This window comes from Algoriphagus kandeliae (assembly GCF_004571135.1).
Classification (GTDB): domain Bacteria; phylum Bacteroidota; class Bacteroidia; order Cytophagales; family Cyclobacteriaceae; genus Algoriphagus; species Algoriphagus kandeliae.
Genome location: NZ_SPSB01000003.1, coordinates 299,358 through 316,729 on the forward strand (window position 1 = coordinate 299,358; position 17,372 = coordinate 316,729).

Below are 17,372 nucleotides of genomic sequence, written 5' to 3' on the forward strand. Positions count from 1 at the left end.
ATCAAACTCACCCGTTTCTAAAACCTGCTGTTACTTTCAAATCCTATTTATGAATAATCAACCTCTCCGCTTGGAGGATCTACAGTTCGAAAACTGGCCTAACCTAATTTTATGGGCCGCTCCCATCATGTTTTTATTGGTATTTGTCGAATGGGGTATCAGTTGGTACCAAAAAAGAGATGCCTATGACACCAAAGATTTCTTAGCTGCTGCTTCCATTGGCTTAGTCAATGTAGGCATCAGTGCTATGATTAAGCTGGCAACTTTTGGGACAGCCTTGTTTTTTTACAATCTGGCTCCATTTAAAATCCCCGCTACCTGGTGGTCATTCATTGCCTGTTTCATTGCCATTGATTTTGCCCGCTATTGGGCACATCGTGTAGCTCACGAACAGCGATTCTGGTGGGCAACCCATATCACACATCACAACAGTTCGAAGTACAACCTATCGGTATCCTTCCGTCTGGGTTGGACCCAGCATATCAAAATCGTGTTTTTTATTCCTGTGATGATGATGGGATTTGATCCTTTTGTGTTCTTCATCTGTCATCAGATTGCTGTACTTTACCAGTTTTGGATTCATACCGAATACATTACTAAACTTCATCCGGTCATCGAGTATATTTTCACGACTCCTTCCCATCATCGCGTCCACCATGCTAGTGATGAGCATTATTTGGATAAAAATTATGGATCGACCTTTATTATTTGGGACCGAATGTTTGGAACTTTTATGGAAGAAAAAGAGCGACCGGTTTATGGAATCACCAAACCAGTTACTTCTTACAATCCCATTTACCTAGTATTTCACGAGTGGCGAGACATTTTCAGAGATATCCGAAAAGCTCAAAATATAAAGGAAATCTGGTTGATTCTTTTTGATAAGCCGGGAGCAGAAATCATCAAAAAACGTCAGGAAAGACAAAGCCGAAAGGAAAAAGAAATCGACAATACAAAGAAAGAACTAGCCGAAGCCAGCTAGTTCTTTTATCCCTTCACCTGTTGTAGGAGCAATCTCTTACTGATTGGAAGCAAGGTCTCTTCAATGGGAAATTCCTGCCGACTATGCAATCTGTAGGTTGCCGGATTCGGCAATTCCTTGATTTCTCTAATTAATTCCAGCTTCAAAGCCTCTAAGGTTTTGACAAGCGTTTTTTGAAAAACTCCTATCAACCAAACCGAGATACTTCGAAAACGCTCTCCGGCAATCTGCAATAGGCTTGATTTATATTGGAAAGCATGAATTTCTGATTTCTTTTCTCGAGTCATCAACACGAATCCTTCACGATTATAAATGGGTAGAATTCCTACCGGTTCAAACTCAACCTGATCCTCCACGAAATTGTAAATTGTCTTTCCTTCCTGAATTTGACCCTCGATTTTTGGCAAGGCGAAATCTGTGATTTGGCTTATTTCCTTCAACACTTCATGGTCTTCAGAGCGCGGTTCATAATTGAGTTTTTTCTCCTTGAAATCAATACTATCCAAAGCCTTGGGAAAGAAATCAGACAGATTTTTCTTTCCCGACTGCAGTTCAGATAAATTCCGGTGATGTTCGATCAATTCACCCAAATGCGGATAAAGTTGGACAGCCTTAAATCGCCTGTCAGTTTCCTGAAGATAGGCAAGCAATTGGTACTTTTTGTACTCAAAATCGATCAAACCTTCGGTGATCCAGTTTTTTGAAAGTTTACTCATAGGTCTAAAAGCTTTGATAAAAAGTAGTGAATTCTGACATTTTTTTCCACAGCTCCGCGAAATTTTGACAGATTTTAAAATGCGTCAGAAAATAAAAATCACAAACACTGACATAATTGTAGCCGATTTGTCAGGGTTTTTTAGAAAAAATGGCTTGGCATAGGAATCGCTCAAGGGGCAGTAGGAATTTTAATCTAACCTTTAAACAATCTCATATTATGTCAAACGTGAACATCAAACCACTTGCAGACAGGGTGTTGGTACAACCTGCTGCAGCCGAAGAAAAAACCGCTTCCGGTCTTTACATTCCGGATACCGCAAAAGAAAAGCCTCAAAGAGGTACGGTAGTGGCTATCGGAACTGGTAAAAAAGATGAACCATTGACTGTGAAAGTTGGAGACACTGTTTTGTACGGAAAGTACTCCGGTACCGAGCTGAATGTGGATGGCACAGACTATCTAATCATGCGTGAGTCTGACATTTTCGCAATCCTTTAATTGAATTAACGAAACCTAAAACTGAAAAAAGAAATGGCTAAAGAATTATTCTTTGACACCAATGCTAGAGACCGCCTGAAAAAAGGTGTGGATGCTCTTGCTGATGCAGTAAAAGTAACCCTTGGACCAAAAGGTCGAAATGTTATCCTTGACAAAAAATTCGGCGCACCTACCATCACAAAGGACGGTGTGTCTGTAGCAAAAGAAATCGAATTGGAAGAGCCTATCGAAAATATGGGTGCTCAACTTTTGAAAGAAGTTGCTTCCAAAACTGCAGACAACGCAGGTGACGGTACTACTACTGCTACTGTACTTGCTCAAGCCATCTTTAATGCAGGTATCAAAAACGTAGCTGCTGGCGCTAACCCAATGGATCTTAAGAGAGGTATCGACAAAGCGGTAACTGCTGTTATTGCTAAGTTGAAAGAAAACTCTAAGGAGATTTCTACCAGCAAAGAAATCGCTCAAGTTGCTACTGTTTCTGCCAACAACGACGAAGAAATCGGTAAAATGATTTCTGACGCTATGGAAAAAGTTGGTAAGGACGGTGTAATCACTGTAGAGGAAGCAAAAGGTACCGAAACTGAAGTAAAAACTGTTGAAGGTATGCAGTTTGACAGAGGTTACCTTTCTCCTTACTTCGTTACCAACACTGAAAAGATGGAAGCTGAGCTTGAGTCTCCTTACATCTTGATCTATGACAAGAAGATATCTTCCATGAAGGAGTTGCTTCCAGTATTGGAGCCAGTTGCTCAGTCTGGCAAGCCTTTGGTGATCATCGCTGAAGACGTAGACGGAGAAGCTTTGGCGACTTTGGTTGTAAACAAAATCAGAGGTGCCTTGAAAGTAGCTGCTGTAAAAGCTCCTGGATTCGGTGACAGAAGAAAGGCCATGTTGGAAGATATCGCAATCTTGACTGGCGGTACTGTTATCTCTGAAGAAAGAGGCTTCAAGCTTGAAAATGCTACTCCTGACATGCTTGGCCGTGCTGAAAAAGTTAACATTGACAAGGACAACACAACCATCGTCAACGGTGCTGGACAAGCTGAAATGATTCAGGCAAGAATCGCTGAGATCAAAGCTCAAATCGAAAAAACTACTTCTGACTACGACCGTGAGAAGCTTCAAGAAAGATTGGCTAAGCTTTCCGGCGGGGTAGCAATCCTTTACATCGGTGCTGCTACTGAAGTAGAGATGAAGGAGAAAAAGGACCGAGTGGACGATGCCCTTCATGCTACTAGAGCTGCTGTGCAAGAAGGCGTAGTAGTTGGTGGTGGTGTAGCCTTGATCAGAGCTTCTGAAGGCTTGGACAACCTTACTGGATCCAACGAAGATCAGGACACTGGTATCAATATCGTAAGAATGGCAATAGAAGCTCCATTGAGAACAATCGTTCTTAATGCAGGTGGCGAGCCTTCTGTAGTAATCAACAAAATCAGAGAAAACGCTGGAAACTTCGGTTACAATGCAAGAATCGATCAGTACGAAGATTTATTCGAAGCTGGTGTAATCGATCCTACCAAAGTAACAAGATTGGCTTTGGAAAATGCTGCCTCTATCGCCGGGTTGCTATTGACTACCGAGTGTGTAGTAGCAGACGTAAAAGAAGATGCTCCTGCAATGCCTCCTATGGGCGGCGGAGGAATGGGTGGAATGATGTAATCCAACCCAAATCATTAAAAAAGGAGGCCTCGGCCTCCTTTTTTGTTTTGTAGAAGAAATCTTTTTTCAATGCTATTCTAAAAAATACTCCCAAACTTTTTCTCCCAATTGGAATAATCGTATTTTGGCAGTTATACAGCCTGATCTTTACACATTGCATGATTCAATTTGATGCCATTTTTCTTGTGGATGACGATCCGATCAATAACCTCATCAATAAGCGTCTTTTAGGAAAAACTGAAATTTCTGATACGATTGTTGAATTTTTGGGTGCGGATATGGCATTACAGCATTTGGAAGAAATTGAGACTGAAAAATCCCTATTGATCTTTTTAGACATCAACATGCCTGTTATGAACGGCTGGGAATTTCTAGATTCTTATCAAGAAAAATTTCCGGATAGAAAGGATAAGATTGTTATACTTTCAAGCTCGATCGATTTTCAAGACCGTAAAAAAGCCATGGAATATGAAATCGTTTCGGGATTTTTAGAAAAACCCCTTTCACTCGATAAAATAAATTATCAACTGAGTAAATATTAAACAAGCATTCTTCGAAATCACTTTTTAGAAGAAACTCTCAAGGCCTATTGAATTACAGGAGCAAATCGATCCCACATATCCCGGATCAATCTGTAAGGAATCAAAGAAGTATCCGAATGTGCTCCCATTCTGACAATCACCAGATTTTCTGAAGGAACTACCATCAAAAACTGTCCATTTCTGCCCATGGCTTGATACATATCGCTGGGAGCAGAAGGAACCAAAGAACCCTCAAACTCCCGTTGAACGGCAGGAAGTTTGAAAGAGCTCTTTCCATTTAACCAAGTGAGAAAACCATAACTCGGATTTAAGCCCTGAGAACTGGAAGTCATCTCTTGAATAAAATCGTTGTTTACAATCTGCTTTCCTTCCCATTGTCCTTGAGCCAAAAGAAGCAAACCAAATCTAGCCATACTCCGGGCATTGGAATAAAAGATGTGATTTTTTCCCGTTCGCTGCCAAAATCCTCCCATACCAATGGGATCGCCTATTTTTTCTTTGAAATAGGATTCAAAAGGTTGACCACTCGCTGCTTCCAAAACATTTTTCAAAAGTATGTAAGGAGCATTATGATAACTCCAACGAGTACCCGGTTTCGCTAAAAAAGTTAAGCTAGACGGATCGGTGTCATCCAAATCAATTCCTCGATCATTCAAACCTGTTGTCATGGTCAAATGATGAATGAGCCGAATAGCTTTCTCTTCTTTTGGGTTCATGGAAGTCCAACCTTTCCCTAAATACTTTTCGGTTCGATCTTTTCGCTTCAGTAATTTTTCTTCCTCCGCAATTCCCATCAAGGTTGCCGTAAGCGTTTTTCCCGCTGAAGCCCAATACCAAAGTGAGCCCTCATTCATTGGTCCCAGCCCAGTCAGTCGATTCCCCCTATACTCTTCAACGACAATTTTGCCATCTTTGAGAATGATCAAAGCCCGGGTATTAGTATTCTCCATCCAGGCCAAAAACTCCCCCAACTTCCCTTGGTCCCAACCAGTTTGATTCACAGGCATTTTCTCCCAAATCTCTTGCCCTACCGGTGGAAAGTATAAGGTAGAAGTTGACTGGTTTTGTGCCTGTAGATTGGAAAAAACAAGGAATCCAACCAGAAAGAGACTAAGGGAAGTAAGGAACTGGAGTTTTTTCATAAAATGCTAAAGAGGTTATTTACGCTGCGTGTCTTGAATAAAATTTTTCAAATCATCCCGAAAAAGTTTGGCTGAAGGCAAATGAGTATACATCATGTGTCCCGCCTCATAATAGGTCATAATTATTCGATCTGTAGCTTCTTTGGGCAAATCCAAATGAGAAATCGAGTGCTCTACTCCATAGAAAACAGTCGCTAAGTCATAGTAGCCATTCATAATCAAAACTTTCACATTTGGATCTTTACTAAGAGCCTCTGCCATATCCGGCAAAGTAGTCACAGCCGCATCCGCACCCCAGAAGTTATTTCCTTGATGCTTCCAATCCCATCGGAAACCTTCTTTGGAATAAGCAGAAGTTGAATACAACCAATCTTTACTCACTCCTAATTGTCCATGGAAATAATCTAAAAATGCCATGGTGTAGGCAGGTGAAATCGCATCACTTTGAGGATCTGTAAAGGCATCCATAGACATTGGATCGATATTGATGCCTTTATACCGAGAATCTAATCGACCCACAGTATTTTCTTCATCGCGAAGCAATTCTTGGAAGTATTCAGATGCAGTTATTTTTAGATTTGCTCGCTCCCAAACAGTGGATGAAATCCCTGTATAGGCTTCCAATTTTTGAGCGATTTGAGATTTTTCTGAAGCACTGATTCGATTTCCCTTGAATAAAGCAGGCGCATATTCCTGCTCTGTAAATTCTCTGACCTGTTGAACAAAATCAGGCAAACTTCCACCTTTGTTGGCTACCCGATTATGGTACCAAGAAGTAGCCGCCATAGTTGGCAAGTAAACGACATAGGAAATATCCTCATTAGGTGCAAAAAACAAGGTTCGGAGATCAAAAACGGCAGAAACCATAATCACCCCATTGAGCGCATAGCCTCTCCCAAGCAGATAATTCATCACTCCAGCATTTCTGAAAGTTCCGTAGCTCTCGCCCAGAATATATTTTGGAGAGTTGAGTCTATTATGCTCCTTCAAAAACTGCATAATGAACAAACTCACACTTCGAATATCCTGATCAACTCCCCAGAAATCCTTTCCTTTTGCCTCGCCAATTGGAACGGATAATCCAGTCCCAACAGGATCCATCATTACCACATCAGCCACGTCTAAAATGGAAAACTCATTATTCACCAATTGATATGGAGCTGCTTGATTGTAATTGGGATCATCAACCACCACCCTTCTTGGACCCATTATTCCCAAATGCAACCAGTATGATGAGGAACCTGGACCACCATTATATGCGAAAACGATGGGTCTGTTCTTCTCTGGATTTTTCTTGAAATAAGCAGTAAAACCAAAAAGCGCAATCGGCTTATTGTTTTCATCTTTCAGTTCCATTGTGCCGGCATGAGCCCTGAGATCGATGGATTTTCCATCAATAGTCACTGAAATATCAGATTCAAAAACTTCCGCTTTTGGATCGGAATGAGTTTCAGCTGAGGTTGTCGATTCTTGAGCCATTACTGGAATCAAAAGCATCCAGACTAGACTCATGGTAAGTGTAAGTTTTTTCATAGGGAGATCTATTTTTATGAATATCACAGTTTATAATACACGCATCCTAAAAAGGACGTCATCAAGGAAAGATAGGTAAAATCACTTGGCTACACTAAATCGGATAAGCAGGAATTTTTAACTACTGAGATAAAAAGCACAGTTTCAATTTTCTATTCCAAAGCTTCTCCCAATTCCTTACCTTTGCAACTTACCAGCTTAAGGACATGATTTTCTTCTTCGAATCACCCCAAAAAGTAGTCTACGCCGTTCAGACACCTCAACCTTTTGCACCCGAAGACATCGAAAAACTCAAGTGGCTTTTTGGTGAAGCTCAACAAATTGAGCAAGCTTCTATTGCCGGGAATTATGCCGGTCCACGCAAAGAAATGATTACCCCTTGGTCCACCAATGCCGTGGAAATTACCGCGAACATGGGCATTCCTGGGATTCAACGAATCGAGGAATTTTTCCCTCTTGAAGACGAGAGTTCCATTGACCCCATGCTTCAGCATGCTTACCATGGACTAGACCAAGAGATTTTCGATATTCATTTGGAACCAGCTCCTATCGAAAACATTATTGATATCGCTGCTTACAATGAACAAGAAGGCCTAGCCTTAAGTGAGGAAGAAATCAACTATCTAGAAAAGGTTTCCAAGCAGTTGGGACGTCCGTTGACTGATTCAGAGGTTTTTGGATTTTCTCAAGTCAACTCCGAGCATTGCCGACATAAAATCTTCAACGGTACATTTATCATTGATGGGGAAGAAAAACCAAAGACACTTTTTCAACTGATCAAAGAAACTTCCAAGCAGCATCCTAATCGGATCGTTTCGGCTTACAAAGACAACGTAGCATTCATTCAGGGACCTAAAGCCCAGCAATTTGCTCCCAAAACCCAGCATCAGGCCGATTTCTTTGAAACAAAGGAAATTGAAACGGTCATTTCATTGAAAGCAGAAACTCACAATTTCCCTACAACAGTAGAACCTTTCAATGGTGCTGCTACTGGTTCGGGTGGAGAAATTCGGGACCGTCTCGCAGGTGGTACTGCTTCTATTCCTTTGGCTGGAACGGCAGTATACATGACTTCTTATCCGCGCTCCGAAAAAGGAAGAAGCTGGGAAAAGGATTTACCTGAAAGACCTTGGCTTTACCAAACCCCAATGGATATTTTGATCAAAGCATCCAACGGAGCATCCGATTTCGGTAACAAATTTGGTCAGCCTTTGATTTCGGGATCGCTTTTGACTTTTGAGCATGATGAAGGAGAAAAGCACTTTGGCTTCGATAAAGTTATCATGCTGGCAGGAGGTATTGGATTTACTAATGCACGCTACGCTAAAAAAGAAGAACCTGGAGCAGGTGATCAAATTGTTGTCATGGGTGGAGACAATTACCGCATCGGCATGGGCGGTTCTGCTGTTTCTTCCCTAAATACCGGTGAAGTTTCCAGTTCCCTAGAACTGAACGCCGTACAACGCTCCAATCCTGAAATGCAAAAGCGGGTTTCAAATGTCATTCGAGCGATGGCTGAAAGTGATGAAAACCCCATCATTTCTATCCATGACCATGGAGCTGGAGGGCACTTAAACTGTCTTTCTGAATTAGTGGAATCTACTGGAGGAACCATTCATATTGACAAGCTTCCAGTTGGAGACCCTACGTTATCTGCCAAGGAAATCATTGGAAATGAGTCCCAAGAACGAATGGGATTAGTCGTTGCACCAAAAGATATTCCTACCCTTTCTCAATTAGCTGCCCGGGAAAGAGCTCCCTTCTATGTAGTGGGTGAAACTACCGGTGACATGCATTTCAAATTTGAGAATCAAAAAACCGGAGAAAAACCTGTGGATTGGGATTTAGCCTATATGTTTGGTTCTTCTCCAAAGACCATTCTCGAAGATAAAAAAGCAAATTTCCAATTCTCCGAACCGACCTATTCTGCAGACCAAATCGCCGAATATATCCGCGAAGTATTGCAGTTGGAAGCAGTAGCTTGTAAGGATTGGTTGACCAATAAAGTAGACCGCTCGGTGACGGGTCGGGTAGCTACGCAGCAGACAGTTGGTGAAATCCAACTTCCACTCAATGACGTGGCTGTGATGGCTTTAGACTTTACGGGAAATAAAGGGATCGCCACTTCTATCGGACATGCTCCGGTAGCAGCTTTGTCAGATCCGGAGGTTGGTAGCCGATTGGCTATCGCAGAGGCTTTAACCAATTTGGTTTTCGCTCCAATTGAAGGTGGTTTACAGGGAGTTTCGCTTTCTGCCAACTGGATGTGGCCTGCTAAAAATCAAGGGGAAAATGATAGGCTTTACCGAGCTGTTCAAGCTTGTTCTGATTTTGCGATAGCATTGGGCATCAACATCCCAACTGGAAAAGACTCACTTTCCATGACCCAGAAATATCCTGATGGAAAGGTTGTTTATGCCCCAGGAACCGTCATCATCTCTACTGTTGGCGAATGTTCTGATATTCAAAAGACAGTTCATACCGCACTCAAGCCTGAGGAAAGAAGCAAGATTTATTACCTGGATTTTTCTAAAGACGATTCTAAGCTTGGAGGCTCAAGTTTCTACCAAGTTTTGAATAAAATTGGTATTGAAGCTCCTGACGTGAAGGATGCTGATTACTTCAGTCATGCCTTCATGGCCGTTCAAAAATTGATCGAGCAGGATTTGGTTTTGGCAGGACATGATATTTCTGCTGGCGGATTGATTACTGCCCTACTTGAAATGTGCTTCCCAAGCCAAGGAATTGGCATTCAGGTAAAGACAGACCGACTGAAAGAAAAAGATATTATCAAGGCTCTTTTCGCAGAAAAGCCAGGTGTCTTGATCCAAATCAAGGAAGTAGAAAAAGTCAGAACCATTTTGGACAATTATGGAATCGACTACATATCCTTAGCTGATGTGACTTTCGAACCGACACTTTCCATTCCTGAAATCGGATTGAATTTAGGAATCGAAGAACTTCGAGACAGTTGGTACAAATCTTCCTATTTACTTGATAGAAAACAAAGCGGAGAAAAATTAGCGAAAGACCGTTTTGAAAATTATAAAAACCAACCCTTACACTATCAATTTGCAGAAGGCTGGTCTGGAAGCTATTCCAATTCAGGTATTGATCCTTTCCGACAGGAAAAAGGAAAAGCAAAAGCAGCCATTATACGCGAAAAAGGTGTGAACGGAGACCGTGAAATGGCCTATTCACTTTGGCTTGCTGGATTTGAAGTGAAGGACGTTCACATGACAGATCTGATTGCGGGAAGAGAGGATCTCAGCGATGTGCAAATGATTGTCTTTGTGGGTGGATTCTCCAATTCCGACGTATTAGGTTCTGCCAAAGGATGGGCTGGAGCTTTCCTTTACAATGAAAAGGCAAAACAGGCTTTGGACAACTTCTACGCAAGACCTGATACCTTGAGCCTTGGAGTATGTAATGGCTGTCAGCTGATGGTGGAGCTAGGGCTAGTTGGAAATACCGGAACTAGTCGAGCAAAAATGCTTCATAACGAAAGTCACAAATTTGAATCTGCTTTCGTGAACGTGACTATTCCTGAAAATGACACTGTAATGCTGGGAAGCCTAAGTGGACAGCGTTTGGGAGTATGGATCGCACATGGAGAAGGGAAATTCAATCTACCTGAAGCAGAATCAAACTACCATATAGGTATGAAATACAGCTACGAAGCCTATCCTGGAAATCCAAATGGTTCGGATTATTCCGTGGCAGGTATTGCTTCAAAGGATGGTAGACATTTGGCTATCATGCCCCATATTGAACGGAGTTTGAAGCCTTGGAACTGGCCATTCTATCCGATGAACCGGGAAGATGACTTTACTCCTTGGCTCGAAGCTTTTGTAAATGCGAAAAACTGGGTTGAATCCCATCATTAATATTAACTCCCTCGAAAATTATTTCGAGGGAGTTTTTCTTTTTACTGTAGCAAATAAAAAATCAAAAAAAGCTTAACTTTTTAACCTTAAAGGCTTTACATAGCCATTTATCGTAACCTTTTAACTTTTATTCATTATGAGGATTTTTATTCACAGGATTCAATTCCTTATTCTAGGTATTCCTTTATTTATTTGGTCTTGTCAGCAACCTTCTGAAACAAAAAACACAGCTACAGTTTATTTCGGCGGGGACATTCTAACTATGGAAGGCGAACAACCGGAATATGCGGAAGCACTGGTTGTCCGAGATGGACAAATCGAATTTGTAGGTGATTCAGGAGAAGCCATGGAAAGGGCCGGAAAAGGACATAAAATGGTTAATCTGGATGGAAAAACGCTTATTCCCGGTTTTATTGATGGCCATGCCCATTTTGGGAATTTTGGTTTGCAGGCAATTGGTGCCCAATTATTGGCTCCACCCGATGCATCCTGCAAGGATATCCCGACGCTTATTCAAATTTTAAAGGATTGGAATACCCCGGAAAATCTGGCTTTGACAGGTTGGATTTTTGGAACTGGCTTTGATGACTCCGTTTTGGAGGAAAAACGCTTTCCAACCCGACATGATTTGGACCAAGTCAGCACCGAAATACCAATCATGATCACTCATATTTCTGGACATTTTGCCGTAGTTAATTCCAAGGGTATCGAAGTCTTAGGTTTTGACGAAAACACACCAGATCCTGAGGGAGGGATAATTAGAAGAGAAGCAGATGGAAAAACCCCGAATGGTGTCCTCGAAGAATTGGCAGCCATCCCTTACATGCTCAATGCATTAATGCCCAAAACTCAAGAAAGTGCTGACCGATTTTTCCAAGCCGGGCAAGATATGGCTCTTTCCTATGGCTACACGACAGCGCAAGAAGGTCGAGCTATGCAAAACCATGAGCTGCTAGCCGCAAACGCTGAAAAAGGAGAATTGAAACTTGATGTCGTCAGTTACATCGACTATGCTTTTGTGGATCAATACATGGATTCCAAATGGAATAGCCGTGATTACACGAATCACTATCGAATTGGTGGAATGAAAATCACCTTGGATGGTTCTCCCCAGGGACGTACTGCTTGGAGAACTCAGCCTTATTTGATCCCTCCAGATGGGCAAGGGAAAGATTATGCTGGCTATCCGGCCATTCCAAATGATTCCACCGTTGAGGCTATTTTAGAAAAAGGCTTTAAAAACCATTGGCAGATTCTGGCTCATGCAAACGGAGATGCTGCTATCGACCAATTGATCCGAACCTTACGGCCTAATGTGGAAAAATATGGATTGGATGACCGTAGAAACACCCTGATTCACGGTCAATATATCCGGGAGGATCAGTTGGATTCACTCAAAGCATTAGATGTAATTGCTTCCCTTTTCCCACTTCATACTTTTTATTGGGGAGATTGGCATAAGCAACTTATCGGGGATGAATTGGGAAACAAAATCAGTCCGGTGAGAACAGCCTTGAATAAAGGTGTAAAAATCACTATCCATACTGATGCTCCGGTAGCCTTACCCAATTTAATGAGGGTGGTTTGGACTGCAGTTAATCGAAACTCCCGATCAGGAGCAATCATTGGGGAAGAAGAACGATTAACTCCCTATGAAGCACTTCAGGCAATCACTATTTGGTCTGCCTATCAGCATTTCGAAGAAGGTAAAAAGGGAAGTTTGAAAGCTGGAAAACTAGCTGATTTAGTTATTTTGGATAAAAATCCACTTAAAGTAGAGCCTGATGCGATCAAGGATATTCAGGTTCTTGAGACCATTAAAGAAGGACAAACTGTTTTCTCAAAATCCAATTAAAATGAAAAAATTCATTCTACTTGTTTTACCGCTTTTACTTCCATCCCTATTAATTGCTCAAGAGTTAACTAGTAGTTCGGCTGATGACCTAGCCAAGCAACTTCAAAATCCAGTTGCCAGCCTAATCAGCGTTCCTTTTCAGAACAACTTCGATTTTGGAATAGGGCCGAATGACGGATCCAGATACACCTTGAATTTCCAGCCAGTTATTCCCATGAGTATTGGGGAAGACTGGAATCTAATTGCCCGGGTTATCGTACCTGTCATCTCTCAAAATAATGTTTTCGGAGAAAGTGGAAAGCAATCTGGACTTAGTGATGTACTCGTAAGTGGATTCTTTTCTCCAAAAGAGCCCACAAGTGGGGGACTAATTTGGGGAGTAGGGCCTGCCCTTCTTATCCCAACTGCAAGCAATAATGCCCTAGGTACAGAGAAGTTCGGTTTGGGACCCACTGCTGTTGCTTTGAAACAGGTAGGCAGCTTTACAATCGGAGGATTGGTAAACCACATTTTTTCGGTGGCAGGAAATGAAAACCGGGCAGATGTCAATTCCACCTTCATCCAGCCATTTATTGCTAAAAACTTTCCTGGAGGTAAAGCAATCACTCTGAATACCGAACTGACTCAAAACTGGGAAGCAGATGCAACTTCAGGCACCCTTAATTTGGTAGGATCAAAGGTCTTCACAATCGGAAAACAAGCCTCTCAATTCGCAATTGGTCCAAGAATCCATTACGGAAACGGAAATTCAGCAAGCTGGGGAATCCGTGCGATTTTTGTTCTACTTTTTCCCAAATAAACCCTGTGCTAACACACATTCACCCCAAATTACCCATGCGTAACAAAAAGGTTACGCGTAATTTTTATCTAAATCACTTAGGCTTTGAGGAATACGGGAGAGCAGACTATGATGGATACCTGATGATGGAGAAGGATAAAATCCAGATTCATTTCTTTGAATTTAAAGATCTTGATCCTAGAGAGAATTACGGACAGGTCTATATCCGAACAGATGACATTGATGGATTTTATGCAACCTTATTGAAAAATGGGACAAAAATCCATCCCAATGGAAAACTGGAAATCAAACCTTGGGGACAAAAGGAATTTTCCATCCTTGATCCTGATAATAACCTATTGACATTCGGGCAGAGCATTTAGAATTCCGATTTCAAGACTCTTTCATTCCTTTCACCTTTTGGCTGAAGGGGATTTTTTTGAATGCCTCCCTGCATTCGTGCTTGCCAAATGTCTAAAGACATAAAAAATCTTTTTTTATTCCGCTTTTTAGCTTTTTTTAAAGGATAAAGAAGAGAGAAACCCCAAATTTTCTTTTTCAAATAGACCCAACATGATCCTAATTATTTCCATCCTTTTTGTTTTGGCTTTCATATTAATAGCCATCGTCAAGTTCGACATTCACCCATTTTTAGTTCTTTTTGCCGCTGCACTCATTTATGGGTTATTGGCTGGCATGCCCATGGATTTAATCATTCAGTCCATTTCTGAAGGATTTGGAGGGGTTTTAGGTTCTGTTGGATTGCTGATCTTGCTCGGGGTGATTTTGGGGACATTTTTAGAAAAAACCGGTGGAGCCCTTGTAATCGCAGAAAAAATCCTAAGCTGGATTGGTAAAAAATCTGTCAATCTCACCATGATGCTAGGTGGCTATGTGTTATCCATCCCGGTGTTTGGAGATTCTACTATCATCATGATGAATCCTATCGCCAAATCCTTGGCAGTAAAAAGTAATCGCTCCTATGCTGGAACTATGATTGCCTTATCCCTTGGGGCTATGTGTAGTCACTCTCTCGTACCTCCTACTCCAGGACCAATCGCTACAGCAGGAATTTTACATGCTGATTTAGGGCAAATGATTTTTTGGGGAATCATTGTATCCCTTTTAACCCTGATCCCGGGCTATATCTTTGTCAATAAATTTGTTTCAAAAATTCCTTTGGAAGCTACTATCGAAACGGATGAAGAGGCTAATTCAAGAAAGGAATTCCCATCAGCATTTAAGTCATTTTTGCCAATCATCATCCCATTATTACTGATCATTTTGGCCTCCATCGCCAATTATCCAACAAAGCCTTTTGGAGAAGGAAGCATGCTGAATTTGATCAAGTTCCTAGGTTCACCAGTCATTGCCTTACTTATCGGGGCACTTCTTTCTTTTACCCTTCCCAAAAAATTGGACAAAAAAATGCTCTCGGCTAGTGGGTGGATAGGGAAAGCCTTGTTGATTGCCGCACCGGTTATCTTCATTACGGGTGCAGGTGGTGTTTTCGGGAAAATGCTTCAAAATTCAGGGATCGGAACATTGGTCAGCGAAGGAATGAAAGACGCTAATTGGGGAATTTTCCTTCCATTCTTGATCGCTTTTGCCCTCAAAACCGCTCAAGGTTCAACAACGGTAGCCATGATTACCACTGCTTCAATCATTGCACCTTTAATGGGACCTTTGGGACTGGATACTGAAACGATGAAAGTACTTACTGCACTATCAGTTGGCGCGGGTGCTATTGCGATATCTCATGCCAATGACAGCGGTTTTTGGGTGGTTACACAGCTATCCGGAATGACCGTCAAGCAAGGAAATCAATCACATAGCTTAGGCACCCTAATCATGGGAATATCAGCCATCTTTATTATTTACCTGATTAGCCTTTTTGTGGGTTAAATCACCTTGCAGTCCAACCTCCATCTACAGTCACCATGGAACCAACCATGTAAGTTCCGGCATCTGAGGCTAGGAAAATAGCAGCTCCTTGAATCTCCTTGAGCTCACCCCATCTTGCTAAAGCAGTTGCCCCAACGATGAATTTTTTCCCTTCTTCGGTATTAGCAATAGGTTCATTCATTTCAGTCAAAAACGGACCTGGACAAATAGCATTTACGGTTATATTCCAGGGAGCTAATTCCAATGCCAAGGCCTTAGTCATATTGACTATAGCTCCTTTGCTAGCCGTATAGGGAGTTCGATTTGCTAAGCCTACCAATCCAAGCGTACTAGCTAAATTAATGATGGCACCTCGCTTATTTTCCTTCATATTTGGAATGACTGCTTTGGAAGCCAACCAAGTTCCAGTGACATTGATATCCATGACTTTTTTGAAATCTTCCTCCGAAAGTTCATCAATCGCACCCCGAATATTGATGCCTGCAGAATTTATCAAGGTATCGACCTTCCCAAAAGCGCGAAGAGCTGCGAGAGCCATAGCTTCCATCTCAAAAGCTTGAGTTACGTCTGCGGCATATCCCAAAGCTTTTACTCCATATTGCGAGGCTATTTCTTCAGCTGCGGCATCACATTCGGCTTGGTTTCGGCTCACCAGCATCACATCCGAACCTGCAGATGCCAGCCCTGCTGCCATGGCAAATCCCAATCCTTTTGAACCGCCCGTGATGATGGCAGCTTTGCCTTTTTGAGAAAAGAGTTCGATTCCTGGAAGTTTACTAAAGTCTGTCATTTTGAATTTATGTCAATAGGTTGTTTTTTGAATAAGTAAGGCATTTTTGAACGTAATCTTCCTCCAAAGTCAATTTTTCATCTGTAGTCAAAGGACTGGTTTCAGGTAGCTTCCCTTCAAATTCATGTTTTCGTATCATGGCCAAATGCTTTGCAAACTCCACTGCAGAAGGGTTTTCAAAAGTGGCCCAATAATGATCCTTTAAACAAGGAATTTGAAGCGGATCGCGGGTAATCATTTCCAATGAAAAATGAATATCAGGATTAAATTTTTTACAGAGATCCATACCCTTTTTCAAGTTTACGATCCCTTCTCCAAGAGGAACCTCCGAAAGCAGAAATCCCTCCTCGTATTCCTTTACCCCCATATCTTTGACATGGGTAGAAAATGCATAAGGAGCTAAGGTTTCAATGACTTCATTGGGGTCTTCAATTAAGGACACATTATTCCCAAAATCAACAGTGGCACCAACCCATTCCGAACCCAATTTTTCCAAAATCTCCACTAATTCGGCTGCTTTCCAATCTTTATGATTTTCAACCGCCAATTTGACCTGATGCTTTCGGACTATTTTTTCAGCCATTTCTAAAGAATGAATTGCGTTGGATTTAAATTCATCAAATTGATTCTTCGAATCAAAATTTTCATATCTCCTTCCGTTCAAGCATACCGTTCGAAAAACTGATACTCCGGCCTCTTTGGCAATTTTGATCTCTCTTTCAAATCGCTCTAAATCTCCCTCATCCTTAGGAAGTCCAATGCTTCCCTCTAAATACATTCCTCCCTGATCGGATTCTGAGCGCAACATTTTAACAAAATCCTCATCCCAACCACTAACCATGGTTTGAACTCCTCCCGCTCCGATTTTTTGGCAATGCTTCATCAAATTCAATGCATTTAAAAAGGGCGGAAACTGCTCACTTTTTAATCTTCCCCCATAGCGCATCCCATAAGAATGCACGACCACACCCATGGAATAGTTTTTCAAAAATTCTGGGATTTTGGGAAAGGGAACCGAAAATGCCATAGCAGCCATACTACTTTGTTGAATAAAATCTCTTCTACTGATGCGATGCTTCACGA

The 17,372-nt window shown here is 41.7% G+C and carries 14 protein-coding genes; 9 read left to right on the forward strand and 5 right to left on the reverse strand.

What is annotated here, in order from left to right; all coding sequences use genetic code 11:
* Positions 1-49 precede the first annotated feature (49 nt).
* Positions 50-982 carry a sterol desaturase family protein gene (locus E4S40_RS09970; RefSeq protein WP_135073592.1) on the forward strand — a complete coding sequence of 311 codons (933 nt, stop codon included), beginning with the start codon at positions 50-52 and terminating at the stop codon, positions 980-982.
* A 5-nt stretch (positions 983-987) separates the two neighbouring features.
* Here the strand turns inward: E4S40_RS09970 and E4S40_RS09975 are convergent, their stop codons facing one another.
* On the reverse strand, positions 988-1,698 hold the full coding sequence (locus E4S40_RS09975; protein ID WP_135073594.1) for a hypothetical protein: 711 nt from the start codon (positions 1,696-1,698) through the stop codon (positions 988-990).
* A gap of 218 nt (positions 1,699-1,916) precedes the next feature.
* Between E4S40_RS09975 and E4S40_RS09980 the strand changes: the two genes are divergently transcribed.
* The 3 genes from E4S40_RS09980 (at position 1,917) to E4S40_RS09990 (ending at position 4,399) form a co-directional block, all read left to right on the forward strand.
* Positions 1,917-2,195, forward strand: coding sequence for a co-chaperone GroES (locus E4S40_RS09980; protein WP_135073596.1), 279 nt, complete (start codon positions 1,917-1,919; stop codon positions 2,193-2,195).
* 33 nt (positions 2,196-2,228) lie between these two features.
* The gene (gene groL, locus E4S40_RS09985; RefSeq protein ID WP_135073598.1) at positions 2,229-3,857 is read left to right on the forward strand and encodes a chaperonin GroEL; all 1,629 of its coding nucleotides are present in this window, start codon (positions 2,229-2,231) and stop codon (positions 3,855-3,857) included.
* 158 nt (positions 3,858-4,015) lie between these two features.
* Positions 4,016-4,399 carry a response regulator gene (locus tag E4S40_RS09990; protein WP_135073600.1) on the forward strand — a complete coding sequence of 128 codons (384 nt, stop codon included), beginning with the start codon at positions 4,016-4,018 and terminating at the stop codon, positions 4,397-4,399.
* A gap of 44 nt (positions 4,400-4,443) precedes the next feature.
* Here the strand turns inward: E4S40_RS09990 and E4S40_RS09995 are convergent, their stop codons facing one another.
* Both E4S40_RS09995 and E4S40_RS10000 read right to left on the reverse strand, forming a co-directional pair.
* Positions 4,444-5,541 (reverse strand): serine hydrolase domain-containing protein, encoded by a 1,098-nt coding sequence (locus E4S40_RS09995; RefSeq protein WP_135073602.1) that lies wholly within the window; start codon positions 5,539-5,541, stop codon positions 4,444-4,446.
* A 15-nt stretch (positions 5,542-5,556) separates the two neighbouring features.
* Positions 5,557-7,074, reverse strand: a complete 1,518-nt coding sequence (locus E4S40_RS10000; protein WP_135073604.1) for a S10 family peptidase — start codon at positions 7,072-7,074, stop codon at positions 5,557-5,559.
* Positions 7,075-7,280: 206 nt separating this feature from the next.
* Here E4S40_RS10000 and purL point away from each other — a divergent pair, with 206 nt between their 5' ends.
* The 5 genes from purL (at position 7,281) to E4S40_RS10025 (ending at position 15,499) form a co-directional block, all read left to right on the forward strand.
* Positions 7,281-10,961 carry a phosphoribosylformylglycinamidine synthase gene (gene purL, locus E4S40_RS10005; protein WP_135073606.1) on the forward strand — a complete coding sequence of 1,227 codons (3,681 nt, stop codon included), beginning with the start codon at positions 7,281-7,283 and terminating at the stop codon, positions 10,959-10,961.
* Between the two features lie 136 nt (positions 10,962-11,097).
* Positions 11,098-12,816, forward strand: coding sequence for an amidohydrolase (locus E4S40_RS10010; RefSeq protein ID WP_135073608.1), 1,719 nt, complete (start codon positions 11,098-11,100; stop codon positions 12,814-12,816).
* 1 nt (position 12,817) lies between these two features.
* Positions 12,818-13,615 carry a hypothetical protein gene (locus E4S40_RS10015; protein WP_202615357.1) on the forward strand — a complete coding sequence of 266 codons (798 nt, stop codon included), beginning with the start codon at positions 12,818-12,820 and terminating at the stop codon, positions 13,613-13,615.
* A 35-nt stretch (positions 13,616-13,650) separates the two neighbouring features.
* Complete coding sequence (locus E4S40_RS10020) at positions 13,651-13,977, forward strand: bleomycin resistance protein (RefSeq protein WP_237563167.1); 327 nt, start codon at positions 13,651-13,653, stop codon at positions 13,975-13,977.
* A 190-nt stretch (positions 13,978-14,167) separates the two neighbouring features.
* A complete protein-coding gene (locus E4S40_RS10025; RefSeq protein ID WP_135073612.1) occupies positions 14,168-15,499 on the forward strand; it encodes a GntP family permease in 1,332 nt (443 codons plus the stop codon).
* Position 15,500: 1 nt separating this feature from the next.
* On the opposite strand, the gene E4S40_RS10030 is transcribed toward E4S40_RS10025, so the two are convergent.
* Together E4S40_RS10030 and E4S40_RS10035 are read right to left on the reverse strand one after the other, a co-directional pair.
* A complete protein-coding gene (locus E4S40_RS10030) occupies positions 15,501-16,289 on the reverse strand; it encodes an SDR family NAD(P)-dependent oxidoreductase (protein ID WP_135073614.1) in 789 nt (262 codons plus the stop codon).
* A 7-nt stretch (positions 16,290-16,296) separates the two neighbouring features.
* Positions 16,297-17,370 carry a sugar phosphate isomerase/epimerase family protein gene (locus E4S40_RS10035; RefSeq protein ID WP_237563168.1) on the reverse strand — a complete coding sequence of 358 codons (1,074 nt, stop codon included), beginning with the start codon at positions 17,368-17,370 and terminating at the stop codon, positions 16,297-16,299.
* Positions 17,371-17,372: the final 2 nt, after the last annotated feature.

What these genes read in the sequence shown, in the direction of transcription:
- E4S40_RS09970 (WP_135073592.1), top strand. Translation starts at nt 50, where the DNA reads ATGAATAATCAACCTCTCCGCTTGGAGGATCTACAGTTCGAAAACTGG.
- E4S40_RS09975 (WP_135073594.1), bottom strand. Translation starts at nt 1,698, where the DNA reads ATGAGTAAACTTTCAAAAAACTGGATCACCGAAGGTTTGATCGATTTT.
- E4S40_RS09980 (WP_135073596.1), top strand. Translation starts at nt 1,917, where the DNA reads ATGTCAAACGTGAACATCAAACCACTTGCAGACAGGGTGTTGGTACAA.
- groL (WP_135073598.1), top strand. Translation starts at nt 2,229, where the DNA reads ATGGCTAAAGAATTATTCTTTGACACCAATGCTAGAGACCGCCTGAAA.
- E4S40_RS09990 (WP_135073600.1), top strand. Translation starts at nt 4,016, where the DNA reads ATGATTCAATTTGATGCCATTTTTCTTGTGGATGACGATCCGATCAAT.
- E4S40_RS09995 (WP_135073602.1), bottom strand. Translation starts at nt 5,541, where the DNA reads ATGAAAAAACTCCAGTTCCTTACTTCCCTTAGTCTCTTTCTGGTTGGA.
- E4S40_RS10000 (WP_135073604.1), bottom strand. Translation starts at nt 7,074, where the DNA reads ATGAAAAAACTTACACTTACCATGAGTCTAGTCTGGATGCTTTTGATT.
- purL (WP_135073606.1), top strand. Translation starts at nt 7,281, where the DNA reads ATGATTTTCTTCTTCGAATCACCCCAAAAAGTAGTCTACGCCGTTCAG.
- E4S40_RS10010 (WP_135073608.1), top strand. Translation starts at nt 11,098, where the DNA reads ATGAGGATTTTTATTCACAGGATTCAATTCCTTATTCTAGGTATTCCT.
- E4S40_RS10015 (WP_202615357.1), top strand. Translation starts at nt 12,818, where the DNA reads ATGAAAAAATTCATTCTACTTGTTTTACCGCTTTTACTTCCATCCCTA.
- E4S40_RS10020 (WP_237563167.1), top strand. Translation starts at nt 13,651, where the DNA reads ATGCGTAACAAAAAGGTTACGCGTAATTTTTATCTAAATCACTTAGGC.
- E4S40_RS10025 (WP_135073612.1), top strand. Translation starts at nt 14,168, where the DNA reads ATGATCCTAATTATTTCCATCCTTTTTGTTTTGGCTTTCATATTAATA.
- E4S40_RS10030 (WP_135073614.1), bottom strand. Translation starts at nt 16,289, where the DNA reads ATGACAGACTTTAGTAAACTTCCAGGAATCGAACTCTTTTCTCAAAAA.